This is a genomic window from Patulibacter defluvii, assembly GCF_034096925.1.
In the GTDB taxonomy this organism is placed as follows: Bacteria; Actinomycetota; Thermoleophilia; order Solirubrobacterales; family Solirubrobacteraceae; genus Patulibacter; species Patulibacter defluvii.
Map to the genome: position 1 here is coordinate 21,029 of NZ_JAWZSQ010000013.1, position 24,567 is coordinate 45,595.

Below are 24,567 nucleotides of genomic sequence, written 5' to 3' on the forward strand. Positions count from 1 at the left end.
GCGCCCGGAAGTATCGCGTGCGCGGGCGACGCGTGCGCCCGAACGGGGCTCCGACCCGCTCAGGGGACGGGCGTCGCCGCGGTCGCCGGCGACGCCGCCCGGGTCACCCCGACCCCGGCCGCCACCACCAGCACGATCCCGAGCAGGCCGACGACGTGCGGCTGCTGGCCCAGCACGGCCAGGCCGGCCAGCAGCGCGACCGCCGGCTCGAGCGCCATCAGGACCCCGAAGATCCCCGGCGGGATCCGCCGCAGCGCCAACTGCTCCAGCGAGTACGGGACCACCGAGCCGGTGATCGCGGTCAGCGCCCCGATCGCCAGCACGTAGCCCTGGCCGAGGTCGCCGCCGCCCTCGATCACGCCCGGGACCAGCGCCACCAGCGCCGCCATCACCATCGCGATCGCGACCGGCTCCAACCCCGGCAGCTGGGCCGCCGCGCGGGCGCCGAGCGGGATGTACAGCCCCCAGCAGAGCGCGGCCAGCAGCAGCCAGGCGACGCCGATCGGGTCGGCGGCGTCGGCGCTCCAGGGCTCGGTCAGGGCCAGCACGCCGAGCGCGGCCACCACCACCCAGGCGCGGTCACGGGCGCGGCGCGCCATCACCGCCCCGACGGTCAGCGGACCGAGGAACTCGATCGCCACCGCGACCCCCAGGTCGACCCGGTCGACGCCGAGGTAGAAGGCCATGTTCATCACCCCGAGCGCGATCCCGTACGGGACCACCGCCCGGCGGCCGGCGGCGTCGAGCGCCCGCCAGCGCGGCCGCACCAGCGCCAGCAGGATCGCCGCCGCGATCGCCGTCCGGACGAAGGTCGCCCCGGCCGCGCCGACGCGGTCGAACATGTGGGTCGCGACCGCGGCCGAGATCTGGATCGACCCGATCGCGCCCAGCACCAGCAGCACGTCGGGCGCCCGGCGGTCGTGCCCGGGCGCGGCCGCGCCGCTCACGGCTTCAGCCGGTGCCCGGTCCGGAAGAGCCAGGCGCACCAGCCGCTGAGCGTCACCGCCAGCAGCGCGACGACCGCCAGCGAGAGCCCGATCGGCACGTCGCTGGTGCCGGAGAAGCCCTCGCGGAACGCCTGCACCAGGTAGAAGATCGGGTTCAGGTGGCTGACCACCTGCCAGCCCTCGGGCAGCCGATCGACCGAGTAGAAGATCCCGCCCAGGAAGCTCAGCGGCAGGATCACCAGCGTGGTCACGAAGGCCATGAAGTCCCACGACTTGGCGTAGATGCCCGCGATCACGCCGAGCTGGGCGAACGCCACCAGCACCAGCGCGGTGGCCACGACCAGGATCAGCGGCTGCTCGATCGCGACCCCGGTCATCAGGACGGCGGCGACCAGCAGCACCGCGCCCGTCAGCAGGCCGCGGACGACGCCGCCGATCGCGACCCCGATGTTGACCTCCCACCACCGCAGCGGGCTCGACAGGACGTCGTTGAGGAAGCGGTCCGAGCGGGCCTGGAAGAGCGTCGAGGAGTTGTTCGAGTAGGCGGCGGTGAGGATCGCCTGGACCACCAGCCCGGGGACGATGAACTGGTCGTAGGGGACCCCGTCGACGGCCGCGATCCGGTCGCCGAGCGCGATCCCAAAGACGACGATGAAGAGCAGCGACGAGATCACCGGCGCGACGATCGTCTGCACCCAGAGCTTCAGGAAGCGGAGGATCTCGCGCTCGCAGAGCCAGAGCAGGCCGCGGCGCTCCTCGGCGAACGGCTCCTGCGGCGAGGGCGGCGCGGGCAGGTGGCCGGCGCAGCGCTGGCCGGCGTCGCGGGCGGCGACGACCGCCGCCGGGTCGGTGACGTGGGTGCTGCTCACGCGGGGGCCTCCGTCGGCTCGTCGGCCATCGCCCGCAGGTAGACCTCGGCGATGTCGCGGGCGCCGTAGCGCCGGCGGAGGCCGTCGGCGCTGTCGCGGGCGATGATCCGGCCCCGGCGGATCAGGGCGATCTCCTGGCAGAGGGCCTCGGCCTCCTCCAGGTAGTGGGTCGTCAGCAGGATCGTGGTGCCGACCTCGTGCAGGCGACGGGTGTACTCCCACAGCTCGGTCCGCAGCTCGACGTCGACGCCGGCGGTCGGCTCGTCGAGGATCAGCAGCCGCGGCGAGTGCATCAGCGCGCGGGCGAACAGCAGCCGCCGCCGCATCCCGCCCGAGAGCGCCGGCGGCCGGACCTTGGCCTTCGCCGAGAGGTCGAAGACGTCCATCAGCTCCTTCGCGCGCGCCTGGGCGCGGGCGCGGCCGATCCCGAAGTAGCCGGCGTGGTAGATCAGCACCTCGTCGACGTTCATGAAGCGGTCGAGGTTGATGTCCTGCTCGGCCAGGCCGACCAGCCGCCGGGCCTCGCGGGTCGTGTGCTCGTGACCGAAGATCTCGATCTGCCCGGCGGTCGGGCGGACGAGGTTGCTGACGGCCCCGATCAGGGTCGTCTTGCCGGCGCCGTTGGGACCGAGGAGCCCGAAGAAGGCGCCGTCCGGCACCTCCAGGTCGAGCCCCTCGACGGCGGTGAATCCGTCGGCGTAGGTCTTCGTGAACCCGCGGACGCGGAGCGCGGGCGGGACGGGAGAGGACACGTCCTCCACTGTAGATGACGCCATCACCACGTCCGGGGCGGCAGGCCGTGCGACGTTCCGGTCGTGGACCGTCCGGAACGTCGCGTCGGGCGGGGGTCGGGGCGGTTGCGAGCCGGTCGCGGCTGCTCGCTAGGGTGTCGGCATGCCTTTGGTTCCGGTCGTCGTCGAGCGCACCGCGCGCGGCGAGCGCGAGTACGACATCTTCAGCCGTCTCCTCAACGAGCGGATCATCTTCCTCGGCCAGCCGATCGACGATCAGATCGCCAACCTCGTCGTCGCCCAGCTGCTGCACCTGGCCTCGGACGACGAGGACAAGGACATCTCGCTCTACATCAACTCGCCGGGCGGGTCGGTGACCGCCGGGCTGGCGATCCTCGACACGATGAACTTCGTCCGCCCCGACGTGCGGACGATCTGCGTCGGGATCGCGATGTCGGCCGGCTCGCTGCTGCTGGCCGGCGGCGCCAAGGGCAAGCGCTTCTCGCTGCCGAACTCGCGGATCCTCACCCACCAGCCGTCGGTCTCCGGCTTCGAGGGCCAGGCGACCGACATCGAGATCCACGCCCGCGAGCTGATCAAGACCCGCACCAAGCTGAACCAGATCTACGTCGGCCTGACCGGTCAGCCGGCCGAGGTGATCGAGCGCGACATGGAGCGCGACCGCTTCTTCAGCCCCCAGGAGGCGAAGGAGTACGGCCTGATCGACCAGGTCCTCGGCGCCTCCTCCGACGAGTCGCCGACGCCGAGCGACAAGGACTAGCGGGCCCTTCAGTCGCCCTGGGCGGGGGCCGGCTCGGGCTCGCCGACGATCGGCGCCGTGGCGCGGATCGCCGCGCCGCGCTCGTTGATCGCCGCCGCCAGCGCGCTGGCCCGGCCCTTCGCCCGCACGCGGTCGGCGACCAGCGCCGTCCGCTCCAGCGTCACCCGCAGCGTCCCGGAGCGCCAGCCCTCGGTCGCGACGGCCTCGTGGATCTCGTGCAGGTCGATCCACCGCCAGTCGTCGGCCAGCAGCCACAGCAGCCGCGCCTCGGTCAGCACGAGCACCACCTCGTCGCCGTCGATCCGGGCCGCGGCCAGGCCGACGACCTGCTCGTGGGCGTTGAGCGCGTAGGAGCCCTCGTAGAGCCGGCCGCCCAGCGCCGCCCGCGAGCCCAGCTGCGACCCCGCCAGCTCGGTCATCCGGGCCAGCTGCCGGCGACGGCCGGTGTCGATCCGGACGGTCCGCTCGGGCCCGACCGCCCGCAGCAGCGGCCGCAGCCAGCGGCGCTCGTCCTCCTCGTCGTGGACGCAGGCGCTGACCACGCGGTCGGCGCCGTCGTAGGCGTGGACGTCGATCTCGTCGACCACGACCACCACGGTCACGTCGGCGAACGGGATCCGAACGCTGCGGCCGCCGCGGGTGGCCGAGAGCCCGACGCCCTCCTCCAGCCGCAGCTCGCCGCCGCTGAAGCGGTCGCGGAGGCCCTGGCGCGCGCGACCGCAGCGGTAGCGCGGCGCGTCGACCGGCGCGTCGTCACCGCGGCGGCGGTCGATCGGCGGCAGCGCGGCATCGGCCGGCCGCGCCGACGCGGGCACGGCCAGCAGCAGCGACTCGCGCAGCTGCGCGGCGGCCCGGCGGACCTGCTCCGGCTCGACCCCGCGCCAGGCCGCGCGGAGCTCGTCCGGCCCCTCGACCGCGGCCCCCAGCAGCAGCTGCCGCGCCCCCAATGACGCCAGGCTGGGGGCGGTGTCCGGCTCGTCGAGCGCGCGCACGCGGGCGCCGACCAGCCGCGCCAGCTCGTCGGCCGCCGGGCCCCGCTCGGCCAGGTCGTCGAGATCGCGCAGCAGCACGTCGCGGACCGGGACCGGGTCGCCGCGCTGCTCGTGGTCGGCCACCAGCGAGCGCAGCCGCCGCTGCGGGCCGAGGATCATCGTCGCGTTGTGGACCGCGTAGCTGCGGCCCATCTCGTGGCGCAGCCGCTCGCGGGCGCGCTGCTCCAGGATCTCGGTCGCCAGCGAGCCCGCCCAGCCGGCGTCGGTCTCGCCCGACCAGCCGACGGCGCCGTAGTCCCAGACCAGGTGGGCGGGCAGCGCGCAGTCCGGGCCGCGCTCGACCAGCGGCCAGGCGGCGGACTCGCCGGCGGGGACGCTCAGCCGCAGCTCGGCGGCCAGCGGGGCGGTCGACCAGAGGCACAGGTTGGCGGCCACGAACCACTCGGCGGCCCAGCGACGGACGTCGTCCTCGGTCGCGGTCTCGAGCGCGAACTGGTCCCACGACGCGGTCCCGAAGCCGCGGTTGGCGAAGCGGCGGGCGAGCAGCGGCGAGAGCGGGGCGCCGCCCTCGGCCCGCAGCACGCCCCGCTCGCGCGCCAGCTGGTCGACGGGCGGACGGGCCAGCGCGTCGAGCAGCGCCTGCAGGTGAGCGGTGACCTCGGCGGCCGCGCCCCGGACCCAGAACTCGGTCGTGGTCTCGTCGACCGAGGCGTTGTGGCGGACCGTCCGGTCGGGCACGTGGGCGTGGGCCAGGTGCTCGACCAGGTGGGTGATCCCGTGCAGCCGGATCGGCTCGTCCGCCCACCCGACCCGGAACGCCAGGCCGGCCGTCACCGTCGCGCCGCGGTCGGGCGCGAGGACCACGGGACGGCCCTCGTGGGCGGTCACGGTGATCGCGGTGGACTCCATCGGTCGACCGTAGCGCCGCCGCGCATGCCCGTGCGTAGGCCGTAGACGGACGTCGCGCGAGCGACGCCCGGTTCGAGCCCGGGAGCGCTAGCCGGCGCTCGCCGCGCGCAGCGCCCCGCCGAGGTCGGACAGCGCCGTGCCGGCGTCGGCCAGCAGGCCGGCCTGGAGCTGGAAGTCGTGCCAGAGGCCGGCGAAGCGCCGGTACTCGACCGGGTGGCCGGCGGCCCGGGCCCGCTCGACGAAGCGGTCGGCGTCGCTGACCAGGACGTCGTCGGCGCCGGCCTGGATCACGATCGGCGGCAGGCCGTCGAGGTCGATCGCGAGCGGGCTCAGCCCCGGCTGGTCGAGGCGGCCGCCGCCGGCGTAGGCGTCGGCGCAGGCCGACAGCCAGCGGACGTTCAGCAGCGGGTCGCGCTCGGCGTAGGCGGTGATCGTCGGGCCCGACAGCGTCAGGTCGAGCCAGGGCGAGATCAGCCCGGCGACCGCCGGCAGCGGCGTCCCGGCGGCGCGCAGCCGGTCGAGCAGCGCCATCGCCAGCCCGGCGCCGGCCGAGTCGCCCGCGACCGCGATCCCGGTCGCCGGGATCCCCCGCTCGAGCAGCTCGCGGTAGGCCGCCTCGGCGTCGTCGAGCGCCGCCGGGAAGGGGTGCTCGGGCGCCAGCCGGTAGTCGAGCAGGTGGACCGGGGCGCCCGCCCCGTGGGCCAGCGTCGCGGCCAGCGGCCGGTGGGTGACGAGCGAGCCGGTGGTGTAGCCGCCGCCGTGCAGGTAGAGGACCGCCCGGTCGCCCGCCGCGCCGGGACCGGCGATCCGCAGGCACGGGCGCCCGCCCAGCGTCTCGCTCGCGCGGACCGTGCCGGCCGGCAGCGGCGTCGCGCGGATGAAGGCGTCGAGGTAGGCCCGCTGGACCGCGAACGGCACCCGCGGCTGGAGGACCGGCTTGACCAGCGTCCGGAGGGTGGTGCGGAGGACGGGGCGGGGCAGGTGCACGCGGGCAGCCTACGGTGCCCGTCCGCGCCGTCGTCTGTGGCCGCGCCACAACGTCGCCGGGCGCTACTGTCGCCGGGATGGCCCCGTCCGCCGGCAGCCCGCCGCCCGATCGCCCGCCCGCGGTGGTCGACTGGGGCGCGATGGTCGGCCGCCTGATCGACGACCGCGCCTGGTTCGACGGGATGGTCGCCACCGTCACCGAGGAGATCCACCGGCGGGTGCCCGAGCTGGGCGACGACCCCGACCTGGTGCGGGCGACGGCCGAGAGCGTGGCCGACAACCTGCGGCTGTTCGGGGCGATCGCCCACGGCCGGATCGACGGCGACCGGATCGACCTGCCGGCGCTGGCCGTCGAATGGGCGCGGCGGCTGGCCCACCGCGGCGTGCCGCTCGACGCGCTGCTGCGGACCTACCAGACCGCCCACGTCACGGTCTGGCGCGTCTGGGCCGGGCTGCTGCGCGACGAGCTCGACGACCCGGCCGCGATCGCGGCGGCGATCGAGCAGGGGTCGGAGGCGATGTTCGCGTTCATCGACGCGCTCGTCGACCGCGCCCGCGACGTCTACCGCGAGGAGCGCGAGCAGTGGGCCCGCAGCAGCGCCGCGCTGCGGGCGGAGACGGTCCGGGCGCTGCTCGACGGGGCCACGATCGACCTCACCACCGCCGGCCAGCGGCTGCGCTACGACCTCCGCCGCCACCACGTCGCGCTGCTGGCCTGGGACGCGGCCGGCGAGCGTGCGCCGGCCGAGCTGGAGCGCGCCGTCGGCGAGGCGGCGCGGGCGATCGGGGCCGGCGCGCCGCTGGTGGTGACCCTGACCGGCGGCAGCGCGGCCGCCTGGGTCGGCACCAGCGAGGCGCCCGACCCGGCCCAGCTGGAGCGGGCGGTGCGAGTGCCCGAGGACGCCGCCGGGGTGCGGCTGGCGGTCGGCGGCGTGGGCCGCGGGCTGGAGGGCTTCCGCCGCAGCCACCGCGAGGCGCTGCACGCGCGGCGGGTCGCCGGCCTCGGCGGCGCCGGCGAGCCGGTCACCCACTACCGGGCGGTCGCGGCGGCGGCCCTGGCCAGCGTCGACCTGGAGGGCGCGCGCGAGCTGGTCGAGCAGCAGCTCGGGCCACTGCTCGCCGTCCCCGAGGGCCGCGAGCTGCTGGCGACGCTGCGGGTCTACCTGCAGGAGCAGGGCCGGCCGCGGCGCGCCGCCGCCCGGCTCGGCGTCCACGAGAACACGATCGCCAACCGCGTGCGCCGGATCGAGGACCTGCTGCGGCAGCCGCTCGAGGGCCGCGTGACCGAGCTGCTGCTGGCCGCGACCCTCGCGCCGCTGCTGGGCGCTCAGTCGCCGGTGGCGCCGGCCAGCGCCCGCTCGGCCGCGGCCGGCCCCGGGTTCGGCGCCACGAACCGGTAGTCGTCGGGATCGATCTGGCGGGTCCGGCGGCGGTACTCGACCACCTGCGCCGGCCAGTTGTTGGCGTTGCGCCCGTGCTCGTCGACGTACCAGCTGTGGCAGCCGGTCTGCCAGACCGTCCCCGAGAGCCGCGTCTGGACCTCGCGGTCGAAGGCGTCGAGCGCCTCCTCGCGGACGTCGAGGTAGCCGCCGCCGCGGGCGGACAGCCGCTGGAGCGCGTCGATCACGTAGTTCGCCTGGCTCTCGATCATGTAGATGATCGAACCGGCACCGAGGTTCGTGTTCGGCCCGTAGGTCAGGAACATGTTCGGGAAGCCGCTGACCGTCACGCCCAGGTGGGCGCGCTCGCCGGACGCCCAGGCCTCGTTCAGCTCGCGGCCGCCGAGGCCGCGGACCTCCATCGGCGCCACGAAGTCCTTGGTCCGGAAGCCGGTCCCGTAGATGATCGCGTCGGCCGGCCGCTCGACCCCGTCGGCGTCGACCAGCCCGGTCGCGGTCACCTCGCGGACCGAGCGCGGGATCACCTCGACGTTCGGGCGCACCATCGCGTCGTAGTAGTTCTCGCTGAAGAGCACCCGCTTGCAGCCGAACGCGTAGTTCGGGGTCAGGATCCGCCGCAGCTCGGGATCGGCGACCTTGCGCTTCAGGTAGGCCAGCGCCAGCTGCTTGAAGGGGGCGGTGATCCACTCGCCCTTGACCATGCCGGCGGTCCCGATCTCGCCGAACGCGAACCAGCCGAAGCGCTCGGCCCGCTGGATCCACGGCAGCATCCGGAAGATCCGGTGGTGGCGCGCCGTGTAGGCCGTCTGCATCCGCGGGATGATGTACGGCGCCGAGCGCTGGTAGACGGTCAGCTGCTCGACGTCGGGCGCGATCCGGGGCACGAACTGGATCGCGCTGGCGCCGCTGCCGACGACCGCCACCCGCTTGCCGCGGAGGTCGACGTCGTGGTCCCAGCGGGCGCTGTGGAAGGCCTCGCCGGTGAACCGCTCGATGCCCTCGATCGACGGGTAGGCCGGCTCGCTCAGCTGGCCGCAGGCGGGGATCAGCACGTCGGCCTCGTGGACCCGGCCGTCGACCTCGAGCCGCCAGCGGCCGACCGTCTCGTCGAAGGCGACCCGCTCGACGGTCGCGTTCAGCCGCAGGTGCGGCCGCAGCCCGAAGCGATCGACGCAGGACTCGATGTAGTCGAGGATCGCCGGCTGCTCGGAGTAGCGGTTGGGCCACTCCTGGTTGGGGGCGAACGAGTAGGAGTAGAGCGGCGAGGGAACGTCGCAGGCCGCACCCGGGTAGGTGTTGTCGCGCCAGACCCCGCCGACGCCCGCCGCCCGGTCGAAGATCGCCAGGTCGCCGAACCCGGCCTGCTTGAGCCGGATCGCCATCCCGATCCCGCCGAAGCCGGCGCCGACGATCGCGATCGACGGCCCGCCGGTCGGGGTGGCGCGGCCGGCGGACGCGTTCGAGGGGGCGCTGGTGGTCGACATCGGCGACAGCTTCGCGGGTCGGCGGGCGACCAGCCCTGTGGACGGGCCACAACCATGCCGGGCCGTTTGCCCAAGCGACCACAACACCGACCTACTCCGTGGTAGGTTGACGCCGTCCCGGTGCCCGCCGGGACGGAGAGGAGAAGCAGGATGTCGTTGCGTCGTTCCCTGGTCGCCGTGCTGGCGGCGCTCGCCGCCGTTCCCGCCGCGGCGGCCGCCGATCCCCCGGCCGGGCCCGCCTTCACGGTCCCCCAGGCCACCCTCGACGCCGGCCTCCGCTGCGGCGCCGACCTCGACGGCGCCGCCCGCACCCCGGTCCTGCTGGTGCCCGGCACCGGCGCCGACCCGAAGCAGAACTTCGACTGGACCTGGCGCCGCTCGCTGGCCGGGGCGGGGATCCCGGCCTGCACGATCCAGGTCCCGCGCCACTCGCTCGGCGACATCCAGGTCGCGGCCGAGTACCTGACCAACGCGATCCGGCGGATGCACGAGCGCGCCGGGCAGCCGATCGCGATCGTCGGCCACAGCCAGGGCGGGATGTCGCCGCGGGTCGCGCTGAAGTACTGGCCCGACACCCGCGCGATGGTCAGCGACCTGGTCGGGATCGCCCCCAGCAACCACGGGACCGCGCTCTTCGTGCCGCTGAAGCCGCTCTGCGCGCTGGTCGGCTGCCCGCCCGCTCTCTGGCAGCAGAGCAGCGACTCGCGGATGTTGCAGGCGCTCAACCGCGGCGGCGAGACCTTTCCCGGGATCGACTACACGGTGATCACCACCGACCTCGACGAGGTGGTCGTGCCCTCGACGCTCGGCAACCTGGCCGCGGCGCCGAACGTCCGCAACGTCCGGGTCCAGGCGATCTGCCCCGGGCGGCTGGTCGAGCACCTGGGGATCGGGCTCTACGACAACGTCGCCCACGACCTGGCGCTCGACGCGATCGAGCACCCCGGCCCGGCCGACCCGGCGCGGCTGGGGCCGGGCGTCTGCCAGCGGACGTTCATGCCCGGAACCTCGCAGAGCGACTTCGTCGGCAACCTGCTCGGGACCGCGGCGGTGCCGTTCGTCCTCAACCTCGTCCAGCAGCTGACCGGCCCCGACCGGCCGACCGCCGAGCCGCCGCTGAAGCCCTGGATGGCCGCGGGCTGAGCGCTCTCCGGGCGGCGGCTCAGACGATCCGGTGCTCGATCGTCCCCAGCCGCTCGATCTCCATCCGCACCACGTCGCCGGGCTGCAGGTAGACCGGCGGCGTGCGGGCGTGGCCGACCCCGCTCGGGGTGCCGGTCAGGATCAGGTCGCCGGGGCGGAGCGTGATCGCCGCCGCGATGTGCTCGATCAGCGCCTCGACGCCGAAGACCAGGTCGGCGGTCGAGGCGTCCTGGCGCAGCTCGCCGTCGACCCAGGTCCGCAGCCGCAGCGCGTGCGGGTCGGGGATCTCGTCGGCGGTCGTCACCCAGGGACCGAAGGGGCAGAAGCCGTCGGCGCCCTTGGCCCGCGCCCACTGGCCCTCGCGCTGCTGCAGGTCGCGGGCGCTGACGTCGTCGGCGACCGCGTAGCCGGCGGCGCCGACCGTCCCGTCGGGGAGCGTGCCGAGGACGATCGCCAGCTCGACCTCGTAGTCCAGCTGGTCGGTGACCGCGGGCCGGCGGACGGGGTCGTTGGGGCCGGCGGCCGACGTCGGCGGCATCGCGAAGACGATCGGTGCCGACGGCACGGCGTTGCCCAGCTCGGCGGCGTGGTCGGCGTAGTTGCGGCCGATCCCGTAGAGCGCGGCCGGGTCGTGCGGGGCCAGCAGCTGGACGGCGGCCAGCGGGTGGCGCTCGCCGGTCGCGGGCCGACGATCGCCGCTGCGGAGCCGGTCGAGGACGGTCTCGCCGGCGGCGAACGCGACCACCTCGTCCCCCACCACCTCGCCGCAGCGAGGCGCGCCGTCGGGGGTCGTGCGGTAGCGGGCCAGGCGCATCGGCCGAGCCTAGAGGAGGGCCCGCGCGGCCCGGCGGGCCGGCCGACGACGGGCGAACCTGACAGCATGGACGGCGATGCCGCGCTGGCTGTCCGGGCAGCTGCTGGTTGCCTCCCCGACCATCAGCGATCCGCATTTCTCCCGCACCGTCGTGCTGGTGGTCGACCACGACCACGACGGGGCGCTGGGGATCGTCCTCAACCGCCCGACCGAGACGGCGATCGAGGTCGCCGTGCCGGAGCTGGCCGACATGTTCGGCGCCGACGAGGTGGTCCACGAGGGTGGCCCGGTCCAGCCGGACGCGCTGCTGACCGTGGCCGAGTTCCGCGATCCCGCCGACGCCGCGCTGCTGGTGGTCGGCCGGATCGGGATGGTCCGCGGCGACGACGGGGCGCAGCCGCCGGCCGTCGACCGGGCGCGGGCCTACGCGGGCTACGCCGGCTGGGCGCCGGGCCAGCTCGAGCAGGAGCGCGAGGAGGACGACTGGCTGGTGCTGGACGCGCGGCCGGACGATCTCTTCCAGATCGACGCCTCGCGGCTGTGGCACGTGGCGCTGGAGCGGCTGGGCGGGCCGTTCGCGCTGCTCGCGCACGCGCCCGAGGACCCGTCGGTCAACTGACCCCGGCGGGTCAGGCGGGGGCGGCGCCGGGCTCGGGGTCGTCGTCCTGCTCGGGATCGTGGACCGGCGCGCCCTCGGAGACCGCGCGCGGGGCGGGGATCCGGGTCGCCAGCTGGTCGCGGCGGGCCCGCAGCGGGGTGGCGAGGGCGCCGAGGGTCTGGCGGCCGCGGTCGTCGAGGTCGCGCCAGCGGTCGCGCAGCAGCTCGAGCGCGTGATCGGCGGCGTCGACCGCCTCGCGGGCGGTCTCCCACGCCTGCTCCTCGACGGCCTCCTCGCCGCGGCCGATCGCCGCGGAGACCTCGGCCAGTTCCTCCAGCGGGACGTCCATGCGGGAAGAGCCTATGCGGGTGGCCCGCGCCGCGTAGCCTTGCGGCATGGCCCGACGGACACTCGCGCTCACCGGCACCGCCCTCGCCCTGGCCGTCGCCGGCTGCGGGGGCGGCGGTGATCCGTCGCAGTTCGCGCGCGCCACCGACCGCACCTGCCGCGATGTCGCCGCGGCGGTGACGACCCTGCGGCAGGATCTGGTCCGGCGCAGCGGCCGCAGCGAGACGACCGCCCTGCGGGGCGCGATCGACGGCTACGCGGGCCGGGTCGAGCGGGCGGCCGAGGGGCTCTCGAAGGCCGATCCCCCGGAGGACGAGCGCGGATTCCGCGACGGCGCGGTCAAGCAGCTGCGCGAGCACGCCAAGCTGATGCGCGAGGCGGCGGCGGGCGCGGCCAAGGACCGGGTGCCGACGACGCTGGCCGAGCAGCTGCAGCGGACCGGCCCGGCGGCGATGCCGAAGATCCCCCAGGCCGTCCTGGACGACGCGCCGGCCTGCCGCGCCGCGGTCCGCTAGGCCCGGCGAGGCGGCGGACGGGCGGCAGCGGGGCCCGACGGGCGGGCGGGATCCGGGTCGGCAGCGGCGCGACCCGGGGCGGAGCCTCGCTACCCTGGCCGAGATGACGGGGGTCGCGGATCGACGCCGCCGTTCGCGATCGCGAGTCGCGTCGGTGGCGGTGCTGTTGGTGATGGGCGTGGCCGCGAGCGGCTGCGGCGCGGGCTACGGGGAGCCGGTCTCCTCGGGCGACACGGCGCAGTCGGCGGGCCAGACCGAGCCGGGGGGGACCCCGGGCGCCACCACCACGTCCGGAGGCGGCGGGACGACCACCACCGGAACGACGCCGGCCGGCGGCACGACCACCAGCGGTCGCACCACCACGACCGGCGGCGGCGACCAGCAGGGCGGCCAGCAGAACGGCGGCCAGCAGGGCAGCGGCGGCGACGGCGGTGCGGCGGCCCTGACGGCCTACGCCCAGGCGGCGAACAGCTACTGCAGCGGCCTGACGGCGGCCGGCGCCGCCTTCAACCGCGCGGCCCAGGACCTTGCGGGCAGCACCGGCGCGGCGGCCCTGCGCGGGGCCGGGCGCGGGATCGTGGCCTTCAGCGACGCGCTCAAGCGGGCCACCGGCGGCCTCCGCAGCGCGACCCCACCGAGCCAGTTCCGCCGCTTCAACAGCTCGACCCTGGCGGCGGTCTCGAAGGTGACCTCGGCCGTCGACGGCTCGCGCAGCGCGCTGCTGGCCGGCAACGCCGGGGCGATGCAGCGGGTCGGAGCGAAGGTCCAGGGCCTCCAGTCGAGCGGCAACGTGAAGGTGCCGTCGTCCCTGGCCAGCCGCGCCCCGGCCTGCAAGGCGTTCGCGGGGTAGTCGGGTCGCCGGCCGGCCGGGCGCCGGCGCCTGCGACGTTCCGGTCGCCCCGAGGGAAGAACGTCACATGCGGGGAGGCACGCCCGGACCGTGTGCCGATCTGGGCCGCGGGCGGTGACAAACGTCGCACGGCGGCGGATGGCGCGGCGGCATGTGACGTTCGCCCCCCCCGCCGACCGGGCCCTCCCACCCCGCTGCAACGTTCCGGTCGCCCGGCGACCGGAACGTCACAGCAGAGGCCGTTGGCCGGCCGGCCGCCGCGCGATACCACCCGAACCCGCCCCGAACCGCCAAGGCCCCTGCACCACTCCCCTACGTGCCTCTGCCGAAGGCCGATCAGGCCGGCCGGAGCGACCACCCACCGCCCGACCACCACCGCGACGGCACCGCCACCAACCAGCTGCCCCCGCTCCGAACCACCACGCCACCCGGCAGACCGCGCCGACCCGCCCCCACCCGCCAGCCGCACCCCAACACCGCACCCGGCGAACGGCGTCCGTACGATTGCGCCCCATGTGGAGCCCGCGTACGCTGGCCCTCGTGACCGCGGCGGCGCTCGCCGTCACCGGTTGCGGTGGCGACGACGGCGACCAGTACGCCACGGCCTGGAACGACACCTGCCGCGAGGTCTCCGACGCCTACCGGAGCTTCCAGACCGCGGTGGCGACGGCGGCCGACACCTCGCCCGACCGGGGCGACGCCGCCGCCCGTTCGCCGGTCCCGGCCGCCGCCGTCGCGGCCGACCTGCGGAAGCCGGCCCAGGAGCTGGGCGCGGCGCTGGAGAAGCCGCTCGGGCGGATCCGAGACACCGACCCGCCGCAGCGCTACGCCGCCTGGCACCGGCAGGCCGTCCGCCGCCTCGACGCCCAGCTGCGGGTGCTCGACGACGGGGTCGACCGGCTCGCCCGCGGCGACGGCGACGCGCTCGCCCAGCTCGCCCTCGGCGGGGTCGGGCCGGCCGCCGCCGACGCCCCCACCGGCCTCCGCGACGAGACCCCCGACTGCACGTCGATGCGGTGAGACCGCCCGCGCCGTCGCGCCGCACGCTGCTCGCGGCGGGGGCCGCGGCGCTGCTGATCGCCGCGCTCGCGATCGTCCTGCTGACCCGCGGCGGCGACGACGGCGACCCCGCCGACCGCTACGCCGCCACCTGGCAGCGCGCCTGCCAGCAGCTGCGCGCCGACGCCCGCCGCACCACCGCCGCCGTCGAGCGGGCCGGCGGCGGCAGCGCGGCCCGCGGTCCCGTCGGCGCCTGGCTCCGCCGCACCGCCGCCACCCTCGCCACGCTCCAGCGCGCCGATCCGCCCGACCGCTGGCGTCCCTACCACCGCCGCGCCGCCGTCAGCCTGGCCGACGCCCGCCGCCAGGTCGAGGCGCTCCGCGCGCCCGTCGCCCGCGGCCGCCTCGGCGCCCTCGCGCGGCTCGACCTGGACCGCGTCGCCGCCACGCCCGAGGCCCCCGCCGACCTCCGCCGCCGGACCCCCGCCTGCGTCGCCGGCCGCTGACCGCGCGCCGCCCGACCCCCGCACCGCTCCCGCGCCGCCCGCGGCGCGACTAGCATGGCCCGCCGATGCCGTCCTCGCCGCTCCGCGCCCGCTCCGCCGCCACCGTCGCCCTGGTCGCCGCGACGCTGACCGCCCTCGCCGGCTGCGGCGGCGGGGGCAACGGCGACGACTACGCCGCCACCTGGAACGGCGCCTGCCGCGACCTGAAGCAGGCCCAGACCCGCTTCGTCGATGAGGCCCAGCGGCTGGTCCCGCGCCAGGGCGGCGACCCGAAGGCGCTCGCCCGCCAGCTGCGGAAGCCGATCGACACGCTGGCCGAGGCCCGCGAGAAGGCCCTCCGCCGGATCCGCGACGCCGACGCGCCCGACGAGTTCTCCGACTTCCAGGACGAGACGGCGAAGGCGGCCGACGACGCGATCGAGCAGGTCCAGACGATCAAGCGCCGGGTCCGCGACGGCGACGTCACCGGCAACGTGCGGATGACCGCCACCCGCTTCCCGTCCCTCCCCGCCGACCTCGCCAAGAAGGCCGAGGCCTGCCGCTCCGGGACCGGCCTGTGAGCCGCCGCCCGCTGGCCGCGTTCGCCGCCCTGACCCTGGCCCTCGCCGGCTGCGGCGGCAGCGGCGACGACGGCGACGCCTACGTCCGCGACTGGACCACCGCCTGCCGCAACCTGCAGGTGACCGAGCGCCAGCTGCGGGTCGACGTCGCCCGCGCCGGCGCCGAGGGCGGCAGCGGCTCCGCCGCCCGCCGGATCCGCCGCATCCGCCCCGCCTTCCAGCGCTACGTCGCCACCACCTCGTCGACCCTCCGCGCGCTGCGGGCGGTCGACGCGCCCGACCGCTGGGCCGACTACGACCGCCGCGCCGACGCCGTCCTGGGCAGCCTCGACCAGCGCCTGCGCCAGGCCGGCCAGGCCCTCGCCGCCGGCGACCTGGCCGCGATCGAGCGGCTCGCGGGCGCCGTCCGCAGCAGCCCCGTGCCCGACGCGCCCGAGGACCTGGCGCGGCGGCTGCCGGCCTGCCGCGGGGTGCTCTGAGCGCCGCTCCCACCCCGGGCGCGACACGAAGCCCGTTGTCGTATCGTGCCCGGTCATGCTCGAGCATCTGCGCACCCGGGCCGCCAGCGTGCTGGCGGTGGCCGTGGTCGCAGCCGGCATCGCCGGCTGCGGGGGGGACGACGACAAGGGCGGCGGCGGACCGGAGGACTACGGCAAGCAGCTGAACGGCTTCTGCCAGGACGTCAACGCGTCCGTCGGCAAGCTGCAGACCGACCTCGTCGGGCTCCAGGGCAAGTTCAAGCCCTCGCAGCGCAAGGAGGCCGGCAAGGCCGTCGAGAAGCCGCTCAAGGACTACGTCGAGTCCTCGAAGAAGCAGCTCGACAAGCTCGAGGGCCTGACCCCGCCCGACAAGTACAAGTCGTTCCACGAGAAGACGGTCAAGACCCTGACCGCGGTCGTGAAGGCGGTCGACGACGGCACCAACAAGCTCGTCGACGGCGACCTGACCGGCTTCCAGAAGGCGCTCGCCGGCAGCCTCCAGGGGACCGGCCTGGAGAAGCTCCCGGCCGACCTGAAGAAGGACGCCCCGGCCTGCGCCGGGGTCTAGCCGACGCCGTTGCGGCCGGTCGCCGCTCGCGACCGGCCGTCCCGCGCCCGCCGGCGTCCGCTCACCAGCGGGTGCCGACGAGCACCGGCTCCGGGTGCAGCGCGACGCCGAACCGTCGCTCGACCCCCGCCGCCACCTCGCGCGCGAGCGCCAGCAGGTCCGCCGTGCTGCCGCCGCGGCTGGTCAGCGCCAGCGTGTGCTTCGACGAGATCGCCGCTCCCGGCCGCGCGTGCCCGCGGGCGAACCCGGCCCGCTCGATCAGCCACGCCGCCGACGTCTTCCAGCGGCCGCCGTCCTCCGGGAACCGCGGCGGGCGGACGTCGTCGCCCAGCTCGGCCGCGATCCGCGCCTCGAGGGCCGCGAACGCCGGCTCGTCGAGGATCGGGTTGGTGAAGAACGAGCCGGCCGAGCGGGTGTCGGGATCGGCGGGGTCGAGCACCATCCCCTTCCCGCGCCGCAGCCCCAGCACCGCCTGGCGGACCGCGTCGGCCGGCACCCGCGCGCCGACCTCGGTCGCCAGCGTCCGCGCCAGCTCGGCGTAGCGCAGCGGCCGGCCGAGCGGCGAGCGCTCGAGCGCGAAGGTGACCGCCAGCACCACGTGCCGGTCGTCGCCCTTGAAGGCGCTGTCGCGGTAGCGGAAGGCGCAGGCGGCGGCGTCCAGCTCGACGACCTCGCCGCGGCGGCGGTCGTAGGCGCGGACCGCGACGATCGTCTCGGCCACCTCCTGGCCGTAGGCGCCGACGTTCTGGATCGGCGTCGCCCCGGTCGCGCCGGGGATCCCGGACAGGCACTCGAGGCCGGCCAGGCCGTCGGCGATCGCCCCGCGGACGACGGCGTCCCACGGCTCGCCCGCCGCGACCGTCCGCCGGACCCGCCCGTCGGGGCCCTCCTCGTCGGCGACGCCGGTGGTCCGGATCGCGACCACCTCGCCGGCCAGCGGGTCGTCCGCCACCACCAGGTTGCTGCCGCCGCCGAGCAGCAGCAGCGGCCGGCCGGCCGCGTCGGCCGTCCGCACCGCGGCGACCAGCGCGGCCTCGTCCTCGGCCACCGTCAGCCGCTCCGCCGGGCCGCCCAGGCCGAGCGTCGTCAGCTCCGACAACCGGACCGCGCGGCCCTCCCTCGCGTGGGGGAGACCGGGCACCGGCGGGGACTCCGAGCGGGCGGGCATCGCCCGGAGCGTAGAGCGTGGGCGCTCGCCGTCACGCTACGGTGCCGGCCATGCGCACCTTCCTTCGCCCAACTTCGGCCGCCCTGGCGGCGGCCTGTCTCGCCCTCGGGGCCGCCGGCTGCGGCGGCAGCGACGGCGGCGGCGGCAACGAGGCCGACTACGTCAAGACCTACAACACCGCCTGCAAGACGGTGACGGACGCGGTCGCCGGGCTGCAGGGCGAGGCCCAGAACCTGCAGGCGCAGGCGGCCAAGGACCCGAACAAGGCGATCGAGGGCTTCAAGTCGCTGACGACGAAGCTGCTCGACACGTTCGGCGAGCAGATCCAGGTGATGGCCGACGCCAAGGCGCCGGACAAGTGGTCCGACTTCCAGAAGTCGCTCAAGGACAGCGCCGGCAAGAGCCAGGACGCCGTCACGAAGGCGAAGGACGAGGTCTCCAAGATCAAGACGATCCAGGAGCTCTCCACCATCGGCACCAAGCTCGACGCGATCGAGTTCGGCGACTCCAAGGACATGCCGGACGACCTGAAGAAGGCCGCCCCGTCCTGCGCCGCGCTCGACAAGTAGCTCCCGCAGCCGTCACGCGCCACCGGACCGTCGCTCGGTACGGTGGCGCGATGATCGCGCTCCACCGCACGGCCGCCCTCTCCGCCGTGCTCGCCTCCACGGCCGCCCTGGCCGTCGCCGGCTGCGGCGGCGGGACCAGCAAGGAGGACTACGCCAAGAGCTACGAGGGCGCCTGCAAGCAGGCCGTCGACCGGGGCCGGGCCCTCCAGGCCGAGCTGACCAAGCTGACGCCGCAGGCCCGCAAGAGCCCCGACGCGATCCTGCCGCAGGTGAAGGAGATCTACACCAAGGTCTTCAACGTCACCCGCGACGAGATCAAGACCCTCAGCGACCTCGAAGCGCCGGACGACTACTCCGACTTCCAGGACGCGATGAAGCGCGACGCGAAGAAGATCGACGGCGCCGTCGATCAGGCCGTCGGCGCGATCGGCGCCGTCAAGAAGGTCGCCGACTTCCAGGGCGCGCTGACGAAGATCCAGTCGATCGACGTCAAGCCCGAGGCGAAGATGCCGAAGGCGCTGGCCGACAAGGCCCCCTCCTGCAAGGCGACGCTGACCGTCGCCTCGTAGGACCGCCGGCGGCGCGCGGGCCGCGCGCCGCCGACCGTCCGCCCCGCGCTACGGGACGCGGACGCCCGAGATCGTGCGGGCGATGACCAGCTGCTGGATCTCCGAGGTGCCCTCGAAGATGGTCATGATCTTCGAGTCGCGGTGGAAGCGCTCGACCGGGTACTCCCGGGTGTAGCCGTTGCCGCCGAGGATCTGGATCGCCTCCTCGGTGATCTTCACGCCGGCCTCGGAGGCCTTGTACTTGGCCATCGAGCCCTCGGCGTTCTCGAACGCGTGCGGCTTGCCGCGGAGCGTGCCGGCGCCCATCCACGAGGCGCGCCAGACCAGCAGCCGGGCGGCGTCGAGCTCGGTCTTCATGTTCGCGAGCTTGAACGCGATCGCCTGGTTCTCGATGATCTTGCGACCGAACTGCTCGCGCTCCTTGGCGTAGTCGAGCGCGTAGTCGTAGGCGGCGCGGGCGACGCCGAGCGCCATCGCGCCGACGGCCGGGCGCGAGGCCTCGAAGGTCGCCATCGAGGCGTTCCCGCGCGAGGTCTTGCCCTCGCGGGCCTTCGCCAGCCGGGCGTCGAGCTTCTCCTTGCCGCCGAGCAGGTAGCGGCCGGGGACGCGGGCGTCGTCGAGGTTGACGTCGGCGGTGTGCGAGGCGCGGATGCCGTGCTTCTTGACCTTGGCGCCCTGCGAGATGCCCTTGATCTCGCTCTTGGGGACCACGAAGGCGGCGTGCCCGCGCGAGCCGAGCGACGGGTCGACGGTCGCGATCACGACGTGGACGTCGGCGATCCCGCCGTTGGTCGCCCACGACTTCGAGCCGTTGATGACCCACTCGTCGCTGGCCTCGTCGTACTTGGCCGTCGTGCGGATGTTCGAGACGTCCGAGCCGGCGTTCGGCTCCGACGAGCAGAAGGCGGCGACCTGCGGCTCGGCGGCGGTGCCGTAGCAGCGCGGCAGCCACTCGTTGATCTGCTCCGGCGTGCCCTGGCCGAAGATCGCGGAGACGGCGAGGCCGGTGCCCTGGAGCGCCATCCCGATGCCGGCGTCGCCCCAGAAGATCTCCTCGAGGAAGATCGGGGTCAGCAGGCCGGTCGGGTCGATGAACATCGACAGCGTGCCGTCGAGCCCGTAGAGGCCGATCTCGGCGGCCTCCTTGACGATCGGCCACGGGAACTCCTCCCGCTCGTCCCACTCGGCGCCGGCCGGGCGGATCGTCTTCTCGGCGAAGTCGCGGACCCAGGCCTGCAGCTCGCGCTGCTCCTCGTTCAGCTCGAGGCTGAAGGTCGACCACTCGGGCTTCATGCGCTCCTGCGCCAGCTCGCCCGCGAGGGCCATGACGTCGACGCTGGTGGTGGTGCTCATCTCGGACAGTTCCTCGGACGATCGAAGGGGAGATTCGCGGGCCGCAGCCCAGGACCCGGTCAGACGGTGACCGGGCGTCTGACGCAAAGTGTAACCAAGGTTTACAGATCGACGCAACCGGCGGTAGGATCAACGTCCATGGCCTCCCCCAGCCCCTCCGCGCGCCGCTCCGGCGCCGCCGCGCGACGGCGCGACCGCGAGCGCGAGATCCTCGACGCGACCCGGGCGCTGTTCGACGAGCGCGGGGTCCACGACGCCCAGATCGAGGACGTCGCGCGGGCGGCCGGGCTCAACCGGGCGATCATCTACCGCCACTTCTCGGGCAAGGACGAGCTGTTCGCGCTGACGATCGTCACCTACGTCGAGGACCTCACGCGCGAGTTCGCCGCGATCGAGGACGACGGCCCGGCGACCGACCAGCTGCAGGCGCTGACCGCCAACTTCCTCGACTTCTGCCTCCGCCACCCGGCCTTCATCGACATCGCGATGACGATGCTGCGGCAGCCGGGGACCGAGCTGCTGGAGCGGATCAGCGAGGCGGCGATGCTGCGGATGGGGCGGGCGGTGGCCGAGGCGCTGCACCGGCCGGTGGCGCTGCTGCGGCGCGGCAACGCGGAGGGCGAGTTCGCCGTCGAGGACCCCGACTACGCCGCCAACGCGATCTACGTCCAGATCCTCGGCCTGGCCCACCTGGCGCGGGTCGGCAACGGGATCCGCGAGCTGCCGGGCGGGATGCCGTGGTTCTTCCCGGTCTCGCCCGACGGGGTCCGCGACACCGTCCGCTCGCTGGTCGCGGCGATGCTGCACCCGGCCGCGGCGGGCGCCGCCGCCGGCGGTCAGCCGGTCTCGTAGTCGACCACGACCCGGCCGTCGCGCGGCGCGACCCGCACCACCGCCGCCGCCAGGTCGCGGTCGGGGGCGTTGTGGAAGCGGCCGCGGATCGCGGTCCGGACCGGAGCGGCGAAGCGCACCCGCAGGCCCTCGGCGACCACCGTCGAGCCGCCGGCGCGGAGGCTCGCGGGCGGCGCGTAGACCGTCGTCCGGAGAACGGTCGCGGACCGCGGCAGCCCGCTGACCGTCATCCGCAGGACCGTGCCCCGCGGCTGCCAGCGGAAGACGACGCCGCGCGCCAGCCAGCCGCCGGCGCGGGTCCGGAAGCCGCCGCGGACGGTGACCGTGCCGTCGGCCGCGGCGTCGATCCGCTCGCCGACCGGGTAGCCGGCCTCGCCGCCGACGACGATCTGCGGCCCGGCCGAGACGGTGCGGGCGTCGCCGGTGAGGGTGATCGGCCGCGGCCGCAGCGCGTCCCGCCAGCCGTCGCCGTCGCGTCGCTCCAGCCGCAGCAGGCCGAAGTCGTAGCGGAGGTCGCGGCGGTGCTGGGCGATCCCGTGGACGGCGAACCAGAGCGGGCCGCGGCGGACGACCGCCAGGTGCGACGTGCGCCCGTCGACCACCCGCAGGTCGCCGTCGGCCGGCAGCGGCCCGCTCCGCAGCCCCTCCGGCAGCGCGGCGAGCGCGTCCAGCGCCTCGAAGAGGCCGTAGGCCGCCAGCCCGCCGTAGACGACGTTGCCGGCGTAGTGGTCGATCCCGACCATGTCGCGGCGCTCGGCCGCGCCCGGACCGCGGTCGACGAGCAGCAGCCGCCCGTCGGGCTGGCGGTAGCGGTCGCGCAGCAGCGTCAGCGCGCGGTCGACGACGGCCAGCAGCCGTCCCGCCAGCGGCCGGTCGGCGGCGAACGCGCGGGCCCCCTCGGCGGCGGCCGCGGCGGCGATCGCGGGCACCCAGACCTGGCTCTGCCCGCGGCCGTACCAGGCCACCTGGCCGTCCGGCGCCATCAGCACGGTCAGCGCGTCGAGCGCCCGCCGCAGGCTCCGGCGAGCCGCGGGCGGGGCCGCCGGGCCCAGCTCACGGACCGTTCGCGCCAGCGCCCAGGTCGAGAGCGCGTGGTACGCCAGCGGGTAGGTCGGCGAGTCGGAGAGGATCCCGCCGGTGATCCGCCCGTCGGCGCCGCGGGCCCGCAGGTCGGGGCCGATCGCCCGCGCGACCTCGGGCCCGACGACCGAGCGGACGAAGGCCCGCGACGTGGCCCGGTCGGCCAGCCGGGTGCCGGCGACCGTCGAGCGCAGACCGGTCCGCAGCAGCATCGCGACCGACGTCGCCTCGACCAGCTTGAGGTTGCTGTAGGGCCGGCGGTCGCGCTGGTGACCGCCGGCCGGTCCCTCCTCGCCCGGCTTGGCCGAGGTCGGCTGGAACCCGCGCAGGTAGCGGGTGGTCTCGCGGCGGACGGTCCGCGGCAGCACCGGCACCCGCTCGAGCGCGGCCAGCATCCCGAGCGCGCGGAAGCTCTGGCTGGAGGGCGGGTTGCGGCGCGCCAGGGCGCGGGCGCCGGCCACCCACAGCGGCTCGCGGTCGCGCAGCAGGCCGGCCCGCAGCAGCCCGTAGCCGAGCATCACGCGGCCGTAGCCGGTCGTCGCCCGGCCGCCCGAGAGCGGGTCGCGGAAGCGGCCGTCCGGCAGCTGCAGCGTGGACCACGAGGCGACGCTGTCGGCGGCCAGGTCGCGGGCCCGGCGGGCCAGCCGGCCGGCGTCGTCGTCGCGCTCGTCGACCCGGGTGGCGGGCTGCGCGGCGCTCGCCCGGCGGGCGCCGTCGAAGCTGGCCCGGGCCTCGTCGGCGGCCCGCTCGGGGGCCGGCGGGCGGGTCGGGCGGCGGTCGTGCTCCGGTCCGTCGCCGCCGCCGCAGCCGGCCAGCGCGACGATCGCCAGCAGGAGCGCGAGCGGCGCGGCGGGGCGGGGACGGGGCATCTCGGCAGGAGCGGGGCCGCTGCGGCGGCCCCGGGGCGCGGTCGGAGGGAGCGGGGACGACCTACAGGTCGGGGGAGATCGGCGGCAGCTGCGCCGCCCGGCGGCCGGGGGCGACCGCGGTCAGGAACGCCTCGCGGGCGTTGCGCTCGGCGGTCGAGCGGTCGCGGACCTGCTCCAGGCAGCGCGCGGCGGTGGCGGTCGTGTCGCCCGCGCCGAGGCACTGCGCCAGCGTGGTAGCGGTCGCCGCCGACGCCTCGTAGGCGGCGGCCAGCTGCTCGACGATCGCGCGCTGGTTCTCGTTCTTGGTCGTCAGCGAGCGGACCTGGCCGGCGGCCGCGGTCCGGTCGCCGGCGATCCCGTTGAACAGCTCGCGCGCCTCGGAGACCGCCGCGGCGGCGTCGCTCGGGCGCTCCCCCTGGCCCTGGAAGCGGTCGACCCCGTCGCGGGCGGCGCGCAGCAGCGCGAACGCCCGCTTGGTCTTCGGGAAGGCGCTGCGGGCGGCGTCGATCCGCTCGTCGAGGGTGGTGAGGAACGTCGATCCGCCCTTGGCCGAGGTGCCGGTCGCCTTGCCCTTGCCCTTGCCCCCGCCGCTGCGCGGGGCGCGGGCGAAGCGGCCCAGCTCGCGGGTGCCGTCGATCGCGCCCTCGGTCGGGACGATGTCGTCGACGGTGGCCAGCGCGGCGGCCGCGCGGGCCGAGCGGCGGCCCAGCTCGGACAGCTCGCCGGAGCGCGACTCGCGCAGGATCGAGAGCACCGTGGTGACGTAGGTGCGGTCGGCGGCCAGCGCGTTGGTCGCGCGGGTGAAGCGAGCCGTCTCGCCGCTGGGGACGTCGCGGTCCTCGATCGCGCGGGCGGCCGCGTCGAGCTCGGTCGTCGCCTGCTCGGCCGCGGTCAGGGCGGCGCCGCTGTCGCCGCCCGGGCGCAGCGCCAGCAGGTGGCGCGACAGCTCGCGGTTGGCGTCGACGGCGCGCGAGAGGTCGGCGGCGACGTCCTTGCGGTAGGCGGCGTCGGGGTCGTTGATGACCGCCAGCCAGGCGACCACGGCGACGACGCCGGCCACCAGCAGCGGCACGATCAGGCGGACCGGGATCGGCGCGTTGCGGCGGGTCCGCGAGAGCCGGCTGGCCGCGTCCTCGCCGGAGCGGACCAGCGGCACCCCGCAGCGGGGGCAGTAGCGGGAGCCGAGCGGCACCCGCGCGTCGCAGCGCAGGCAGCCGATCACCGGCGGCGCGGCGGCGTCGTCGATCTCGCCGTCGTCGTCGCCGTCGTCGGCGGTCGTCGCGACGGCGTCGTCCTCGTCGTCCACGGCAGCGTCGTCGGCGTCGACCTCGGCCTCGTCCGCGCGGTCCCCGTCCTGGTCCTCGGACGCCTGCTCCTCGCGCTCGTCCGCGCCGTCGTCGGGCGGGGCGTCGCGGGGCTCGGCGGAGGCGGAGCCGTCGGGCTCGGCCGCGTCGTCGGTCAGCTCGGGGTCGCGGTCGGTCGAGGTGTCACTCATGCCGGTGGGGAACGGATCCTGGTCGCCGCGGACGCACAACCGCGACCGCCTCATCATGCGGAGATTGCCCGCGAGATGCGTCGTTCCTGCCCGCAACCCGGCGACCCGGCCCCGCAGTCTGCCAGCTCGGCC

The 24,567-nt window shown here is 75.8% G+C and carries 26 protein-coding genes; 14 read left to right on the forward strand and 12 right to left on the reverse strand.

Translation table 11 applies throughout. The features are described 5' to 3' along the window. Positions 1-59 precede the first annotated feature (59 nt). From SH587_RS14010 to SH587_RS14020, 3 genes are read right to left on the reverse strand one after another with little or no spacing between them, the layout of a single operon-like run. A complete protein-coding gene (locus tag SH587_RS14010; protein ID WP_320671250.1) occupies positions 60-947 on the reverse strand; it encodes an EamA family transporter in 888 nt (295 codons plus the stop codon). Continuing rightward, the gene (locus tag SH587_RS14015) at positions 944-1,816 is read right to left on the reverse strand and encodes an ABC transporter permease (RefSeq protein WP_320671251.1); all 873 of its coding nucleotides are present in this window, start codon (positions 1,814-1,816) and stop codon (positions 944-946) included. Before SH587_RS14015 ends, SH587_RS14010 begins: the two co-directional genes overlap by 4 nt. Next, positions 1,813-2,568, reverse strand: a complete 756-nt coding sequence (locus SH587_RS14020) for an ABC transporter ATP-binding protein (RefSeq protein ID WP_320671252.1) — start codon at positions 2,566-2,568, stop codon at positions 1,813-1,815. The genes SH587_RS14015 and SH587_RS14020 overlap by 4 nt, the downstream gene beginning before the upstream one ends. 142 nt (positions 2,569-2,710) lie before the next feature. Between SH587_RS14020 and SH587_RS14025 the strand changes: the two genes are divergently transcribed. Beyond that, positions 2,711-3,328 carry an ATP-dependent Clp protease proteolytic subunit gene (locus SH587_RS14025; protein WP_320671253.1) on the forward strand — a complete coding sequence of 206 codons (618 nt, stop codon included), beginning with the start codon at positions 2,711-2,713 and terminating at the stop codon, positions 3,326-3,328. 8 nt (positions 3,329-3,336) lie between these two features. Here the strand turns inward: SH587_RS14025 and SH587_RS14030 are convergent, their stop codons facing one another. Together SH587_RS14030 and SH587_RS14035 are read right to left on the reverse strand one after the other, a co-directional pair. Beyond that, a complete protein-coding gene (locus tag SH587_RS14030) occupies positions 3,337-5,229 on the reverse strand; it encodes a hypothetical protein (protein WP_320671254.1) in 1,893 nt (630 codons plus the stop codon). 87 nt (positions 5,230-5,316) lie between these two features. Beyond that, entirely contained in the window at positions 5,317-6,216 is a 900-nt protein-coding gene (locus SH587_RS14035) for an alpha/beta hydrolase (protein WP_320671255.1), read from the reverse strand. A gap of 77 nt (positions 6,217-6,293) precedes the next feature. On the opposite strand from SH587_RS14035, the gene SH587_RS14040 reads away from it, so the two are divergent. Beyond that, positions 6,294-7,616, forward strand: a complete 1,323-nt coding sequence (locus tag SH587_RS14040) for a PucR family transcriptional regulator (RefSeq protein ID WP_320671256.1) — start codon at positions 6,294-6,296, stop codon at positions 7,614-7,616. On the opposite strand, the gene SH587_RS14045 is transcribed toward SH587_RS14040, so the two are convergent. Next, on the reverse strand, positions 7,544-9,100 hold the full coding sequence (locus SH587_RS14045; protein WP_320671257.1) for a flavin-containing monooxygenase: 1,557 nt from the start codon (positions 9,098-9,100) through the stop codon (positions 7,544-7,546). The two genes, SH587_RS14040 and SH587_RS14045, sit on opposite strands and share 73 nt — an antisense overlap. Before the next feature lie 156 nt (positions 9,101-9,256). Here SH587_RS14045 and SH587_RS14050 point away from each other — a divergent pair, with 156 nt between their 5' ends. Next, a complete protein-coding gene (locus SH587_RS14050) occupies positions 9,257-10,243 on the forward strand; it encodes a lipase family alpha/beta hydrolase (protein ID WP_320671258.1) in 987 nt (328 codons plus the stop codon). A 19-nt stretch (positions 10,244-10,262) separates the two neighbouring features. Here SH587_RS14050 and SH587_RS14055 read toward each other — a convergent pair whose 3' ends face one another. Next, positions 10,263-11,057: a fumarylacetoacetate hydrolase family protein gene (locus SH587_RS14055; protein WP_320671259.1), complete on the reverse strand. Its 795-nt coding sequence runs from the start codon at positions 11,055-11,057 to the stop codon at positions 10,263-10,265. A 76-nt stretch (positions 11,058-11,133) separates the two neighbouring features. Here SH587_RS14055 and SH587_RS14060 point away from each other — a divergent pair, with 76 nt between their 5' ends. Then, a complete protein-coding gene (locus SH587_RS14060; protein WP_320671260.1) occupies positions 11,134-11,676 on the forward strand; it encodes a YqgE/AlgH family protein in 543 nt (180 codons plus the stop codon). 10 nt (positions 11,677-11,686) lie between these two features. Here the strand turns inward: SH587_RS14060 and SH587_RS14065 are convergent, their stop codons facing one another. After that, positions 11,687-12,004, reverse strand: a complete 318-nt coding sequence (locus SH587_RS14065) for a hypothetical protein (RefSeq protein WP_320671261.1) — start codon at positions 12,002-12,004, stop codon at positions 11,687-11,689. A 46-nt stretch (positions 12,005-12,050) separates the two neighbouring features. Here SH587_RS14065 and SH587_RS14070 point away from each other — a divergent pair, with 46 nt between their 5' ends. From SH587_RS14070 to SH587_RS14100, 7 genes are all read left to right on the forward strand, one after another. Beyond that, positions 12,051-12,518 carry a hypothetical protein gene (locus SH587_RS14070; RefSeq protein ID WP_320671262.1) on the forward strand — a complete coding sequence of 156 codons (468 nt, stop codon included), beginning with the start codon at positions 12,051-12,053 and terminating at the stop codon, positions 12,516-12,518. Positions 12,519-12,672: 154 nt separating this feature from the next. Further along, positions 12,673-13,368 carry a hypothetical protein gene (locus SH587_RS14075; RefSeq protein ID WP_320671263.1) on the forward strand — a complete coding sequence of 232 codons (696 nt, stop codon included), beginning with the start codon at positions 12,673-12,675 and terminating at the stop codon, positions 13,366-13,368. Between the two features lie 513 nt (positions 13,369-13,881). Further along, entirely contained in the window at positions 13,882-14,388 is a 507-nt protein-coding gene (locus tag SH587_RS14080) for a hypothetical protein (RefSeq protein ID WP_320671264.1), read from the forward strand. Beyond that, positions 14,385-14,873 carry a hypothetical protein gene (locus SH587_RS14085; RefSeq protein WP_320671265.1) on the forward strand — a complete coding sequence of 163 codons (489 nt, stop codon included), beginning with the start codon at positions 14,385-14,387 and terminating at the stop codon, positions 14,871-14,873. Before SH587_RS14080 ends, SH587_RS14085 begins: the two co-directional genes overlap by 4 nt. A 65-nt stretch (positions 14,874-14,938) precedes the next feature. Further along, positions 14,939-15,433 carry a hypothetical protein gene (locus SH587_RS14090; RefSeq protein WP_320671266.1) on the forward strand — a complete coding sequence of 165 codons (495 nt, stop codon included), beginning with the start codon at positions 14,939-14,941 and terminating at the stop codon, positions 15,431-15,433. Continuing rightward, on the forward strand, positions 15,430-15,912 hold the full coding sequence (locus SH587_RS14095; protein WP_320671267.1) for a hypothetical protein: 483 nt from the start codon (positions 15,430-15,432) through the stop codon (positions 15,910-15,912). Before SH587_RS14090 ends, SH587_RS14095 begins: the two co-directional genes overlap by 4 nt. A gap of 55 nt (positions 15,913-15,967) precedes the next feature. Further along, the gene (locus SH587_RS14100) at positions 15,968-16,480 is read left to right on the forward strand and encodes a hypothetical protein (RefSeq protein ID WP_320671268.1); all 513 of its coding nucleotides are present in this window, start codon (positions 15,968-15,970) and stop codon (positions 16,478-16,480) included. A 61-nt stretch (positions 16,481-16,541) separates the two neighbouring features. On the opposite strand, the gene SH587_RS14105 is transcribed toward SH587_RS14100, so the two are convergent. Next, positions 16,542-17,648 (reverse strand): UDP-N-acetylmuramate dehydrogenase, encoded by a 1,107-nt coding sequence (locus SH587_RS14105; protein ID WP_320671269.1) that lies wholly within the window; start codon positions 17,646-17,648, stop codon positions 16,542-16,544. A gap of 50 nt (positions 17,649-17,698) precedes the next feature. On the opposite strand from SH587_RS14105, the gene SH587_RS14110 reads away from it, so the two are divergent. Both SH587_RS14110 and SH587_RS14115 read left to right on the forward strand, forming a co-directional pair. Then, on the forward strand, positions 17,699-18,217 hold the full coding sequence (locus SH587_RS14110; protein WP_320671270.1) for a hypothetical protein: 519 nt from the start codon (positions 17,699-17,701) through the stop codon (positions 18,215-18,217). Positions 18,218-18,267: 50 nt separating this feature from the next. Continuing rightward, on the forward strand, positions 18,268-18,786 hold the full coding sequence (locus SH587_RS14115; RefSeq protein ID WP_320671271.1) for a hypothetical protein: 519 nt from the start codon (positions 18,268-18,270) through the stop codon (positions 18,784-18,786). A 48-nt stretch (positions 18,787-18,834) separates the two neighbouring features. Here SH587_RS14115 and SH587_RS14120 read toward each other — a convergent pair whose 3' ends face one another. Continuing rightward, entirely contained in the window at positions 18,835-20,079 is a 1,245-nt protein-coding gene (locus tag SH587_RS14120; protein WP_375341767.1) for an acyl-CoA dehydrogenase family protein, read from the reverse strand. A 198-nt stretch (positions 20,080-20,277) separates the two neighbouring features. Between SH587_RS14120 and SH587_RS14125 the strand changes: the two genes are divergently transcribed. Continuing rightward, positions 20,278-20,991, forward strand: coding sequence for a TetR/AcrR family transcriptional regulator (locus tag SH587_RS14125; protein ID WP_320671273.1), 714 nt, complete (start codon positions 20,278-20,280; stop codon positions 20,989-20,991). Here SH587_RS14125 and SH587_RS14130 read toward each other — a convergent pair. Both SH587_RS14130 and SH587_RS14135 read right to left on the reverse strand, forming a co-directional pair. Then, positions 20,976-22,940 carry a hypothetical protein gene (locus tag SH587_RS14130; RefSeq protein WP_320671274.1) on the reverse strand — a complete coding sequence of 655 codons (1,965 nt, stop codon included), beginning with the start codon at positions 22,938-22,940 and terminating at the stop codon, positions 20,976-20,978. The two genes, SH587_RS14125 and SH587_RS14130, sit on opposite strands and share 16 nt — an antisense overlap. A 61-nt stretch (positions 22,941-23,001) precedes the next feature. Beyond that, the gene (locus SH587_RS14135; RefSeq protein ID WP_320671275.1) at positions 23,002-24,435 is read right to left on the reverse strand and encodes a zinc ribbon domain-containing protein; all 1,434 of its coding nucleotides are present in this window, start codon (positions 24,433-24,435) and stop codon (positions 23,002-23,004) included. Positions 24,436-24,567 lie beyond the last annotated feature (132 nt).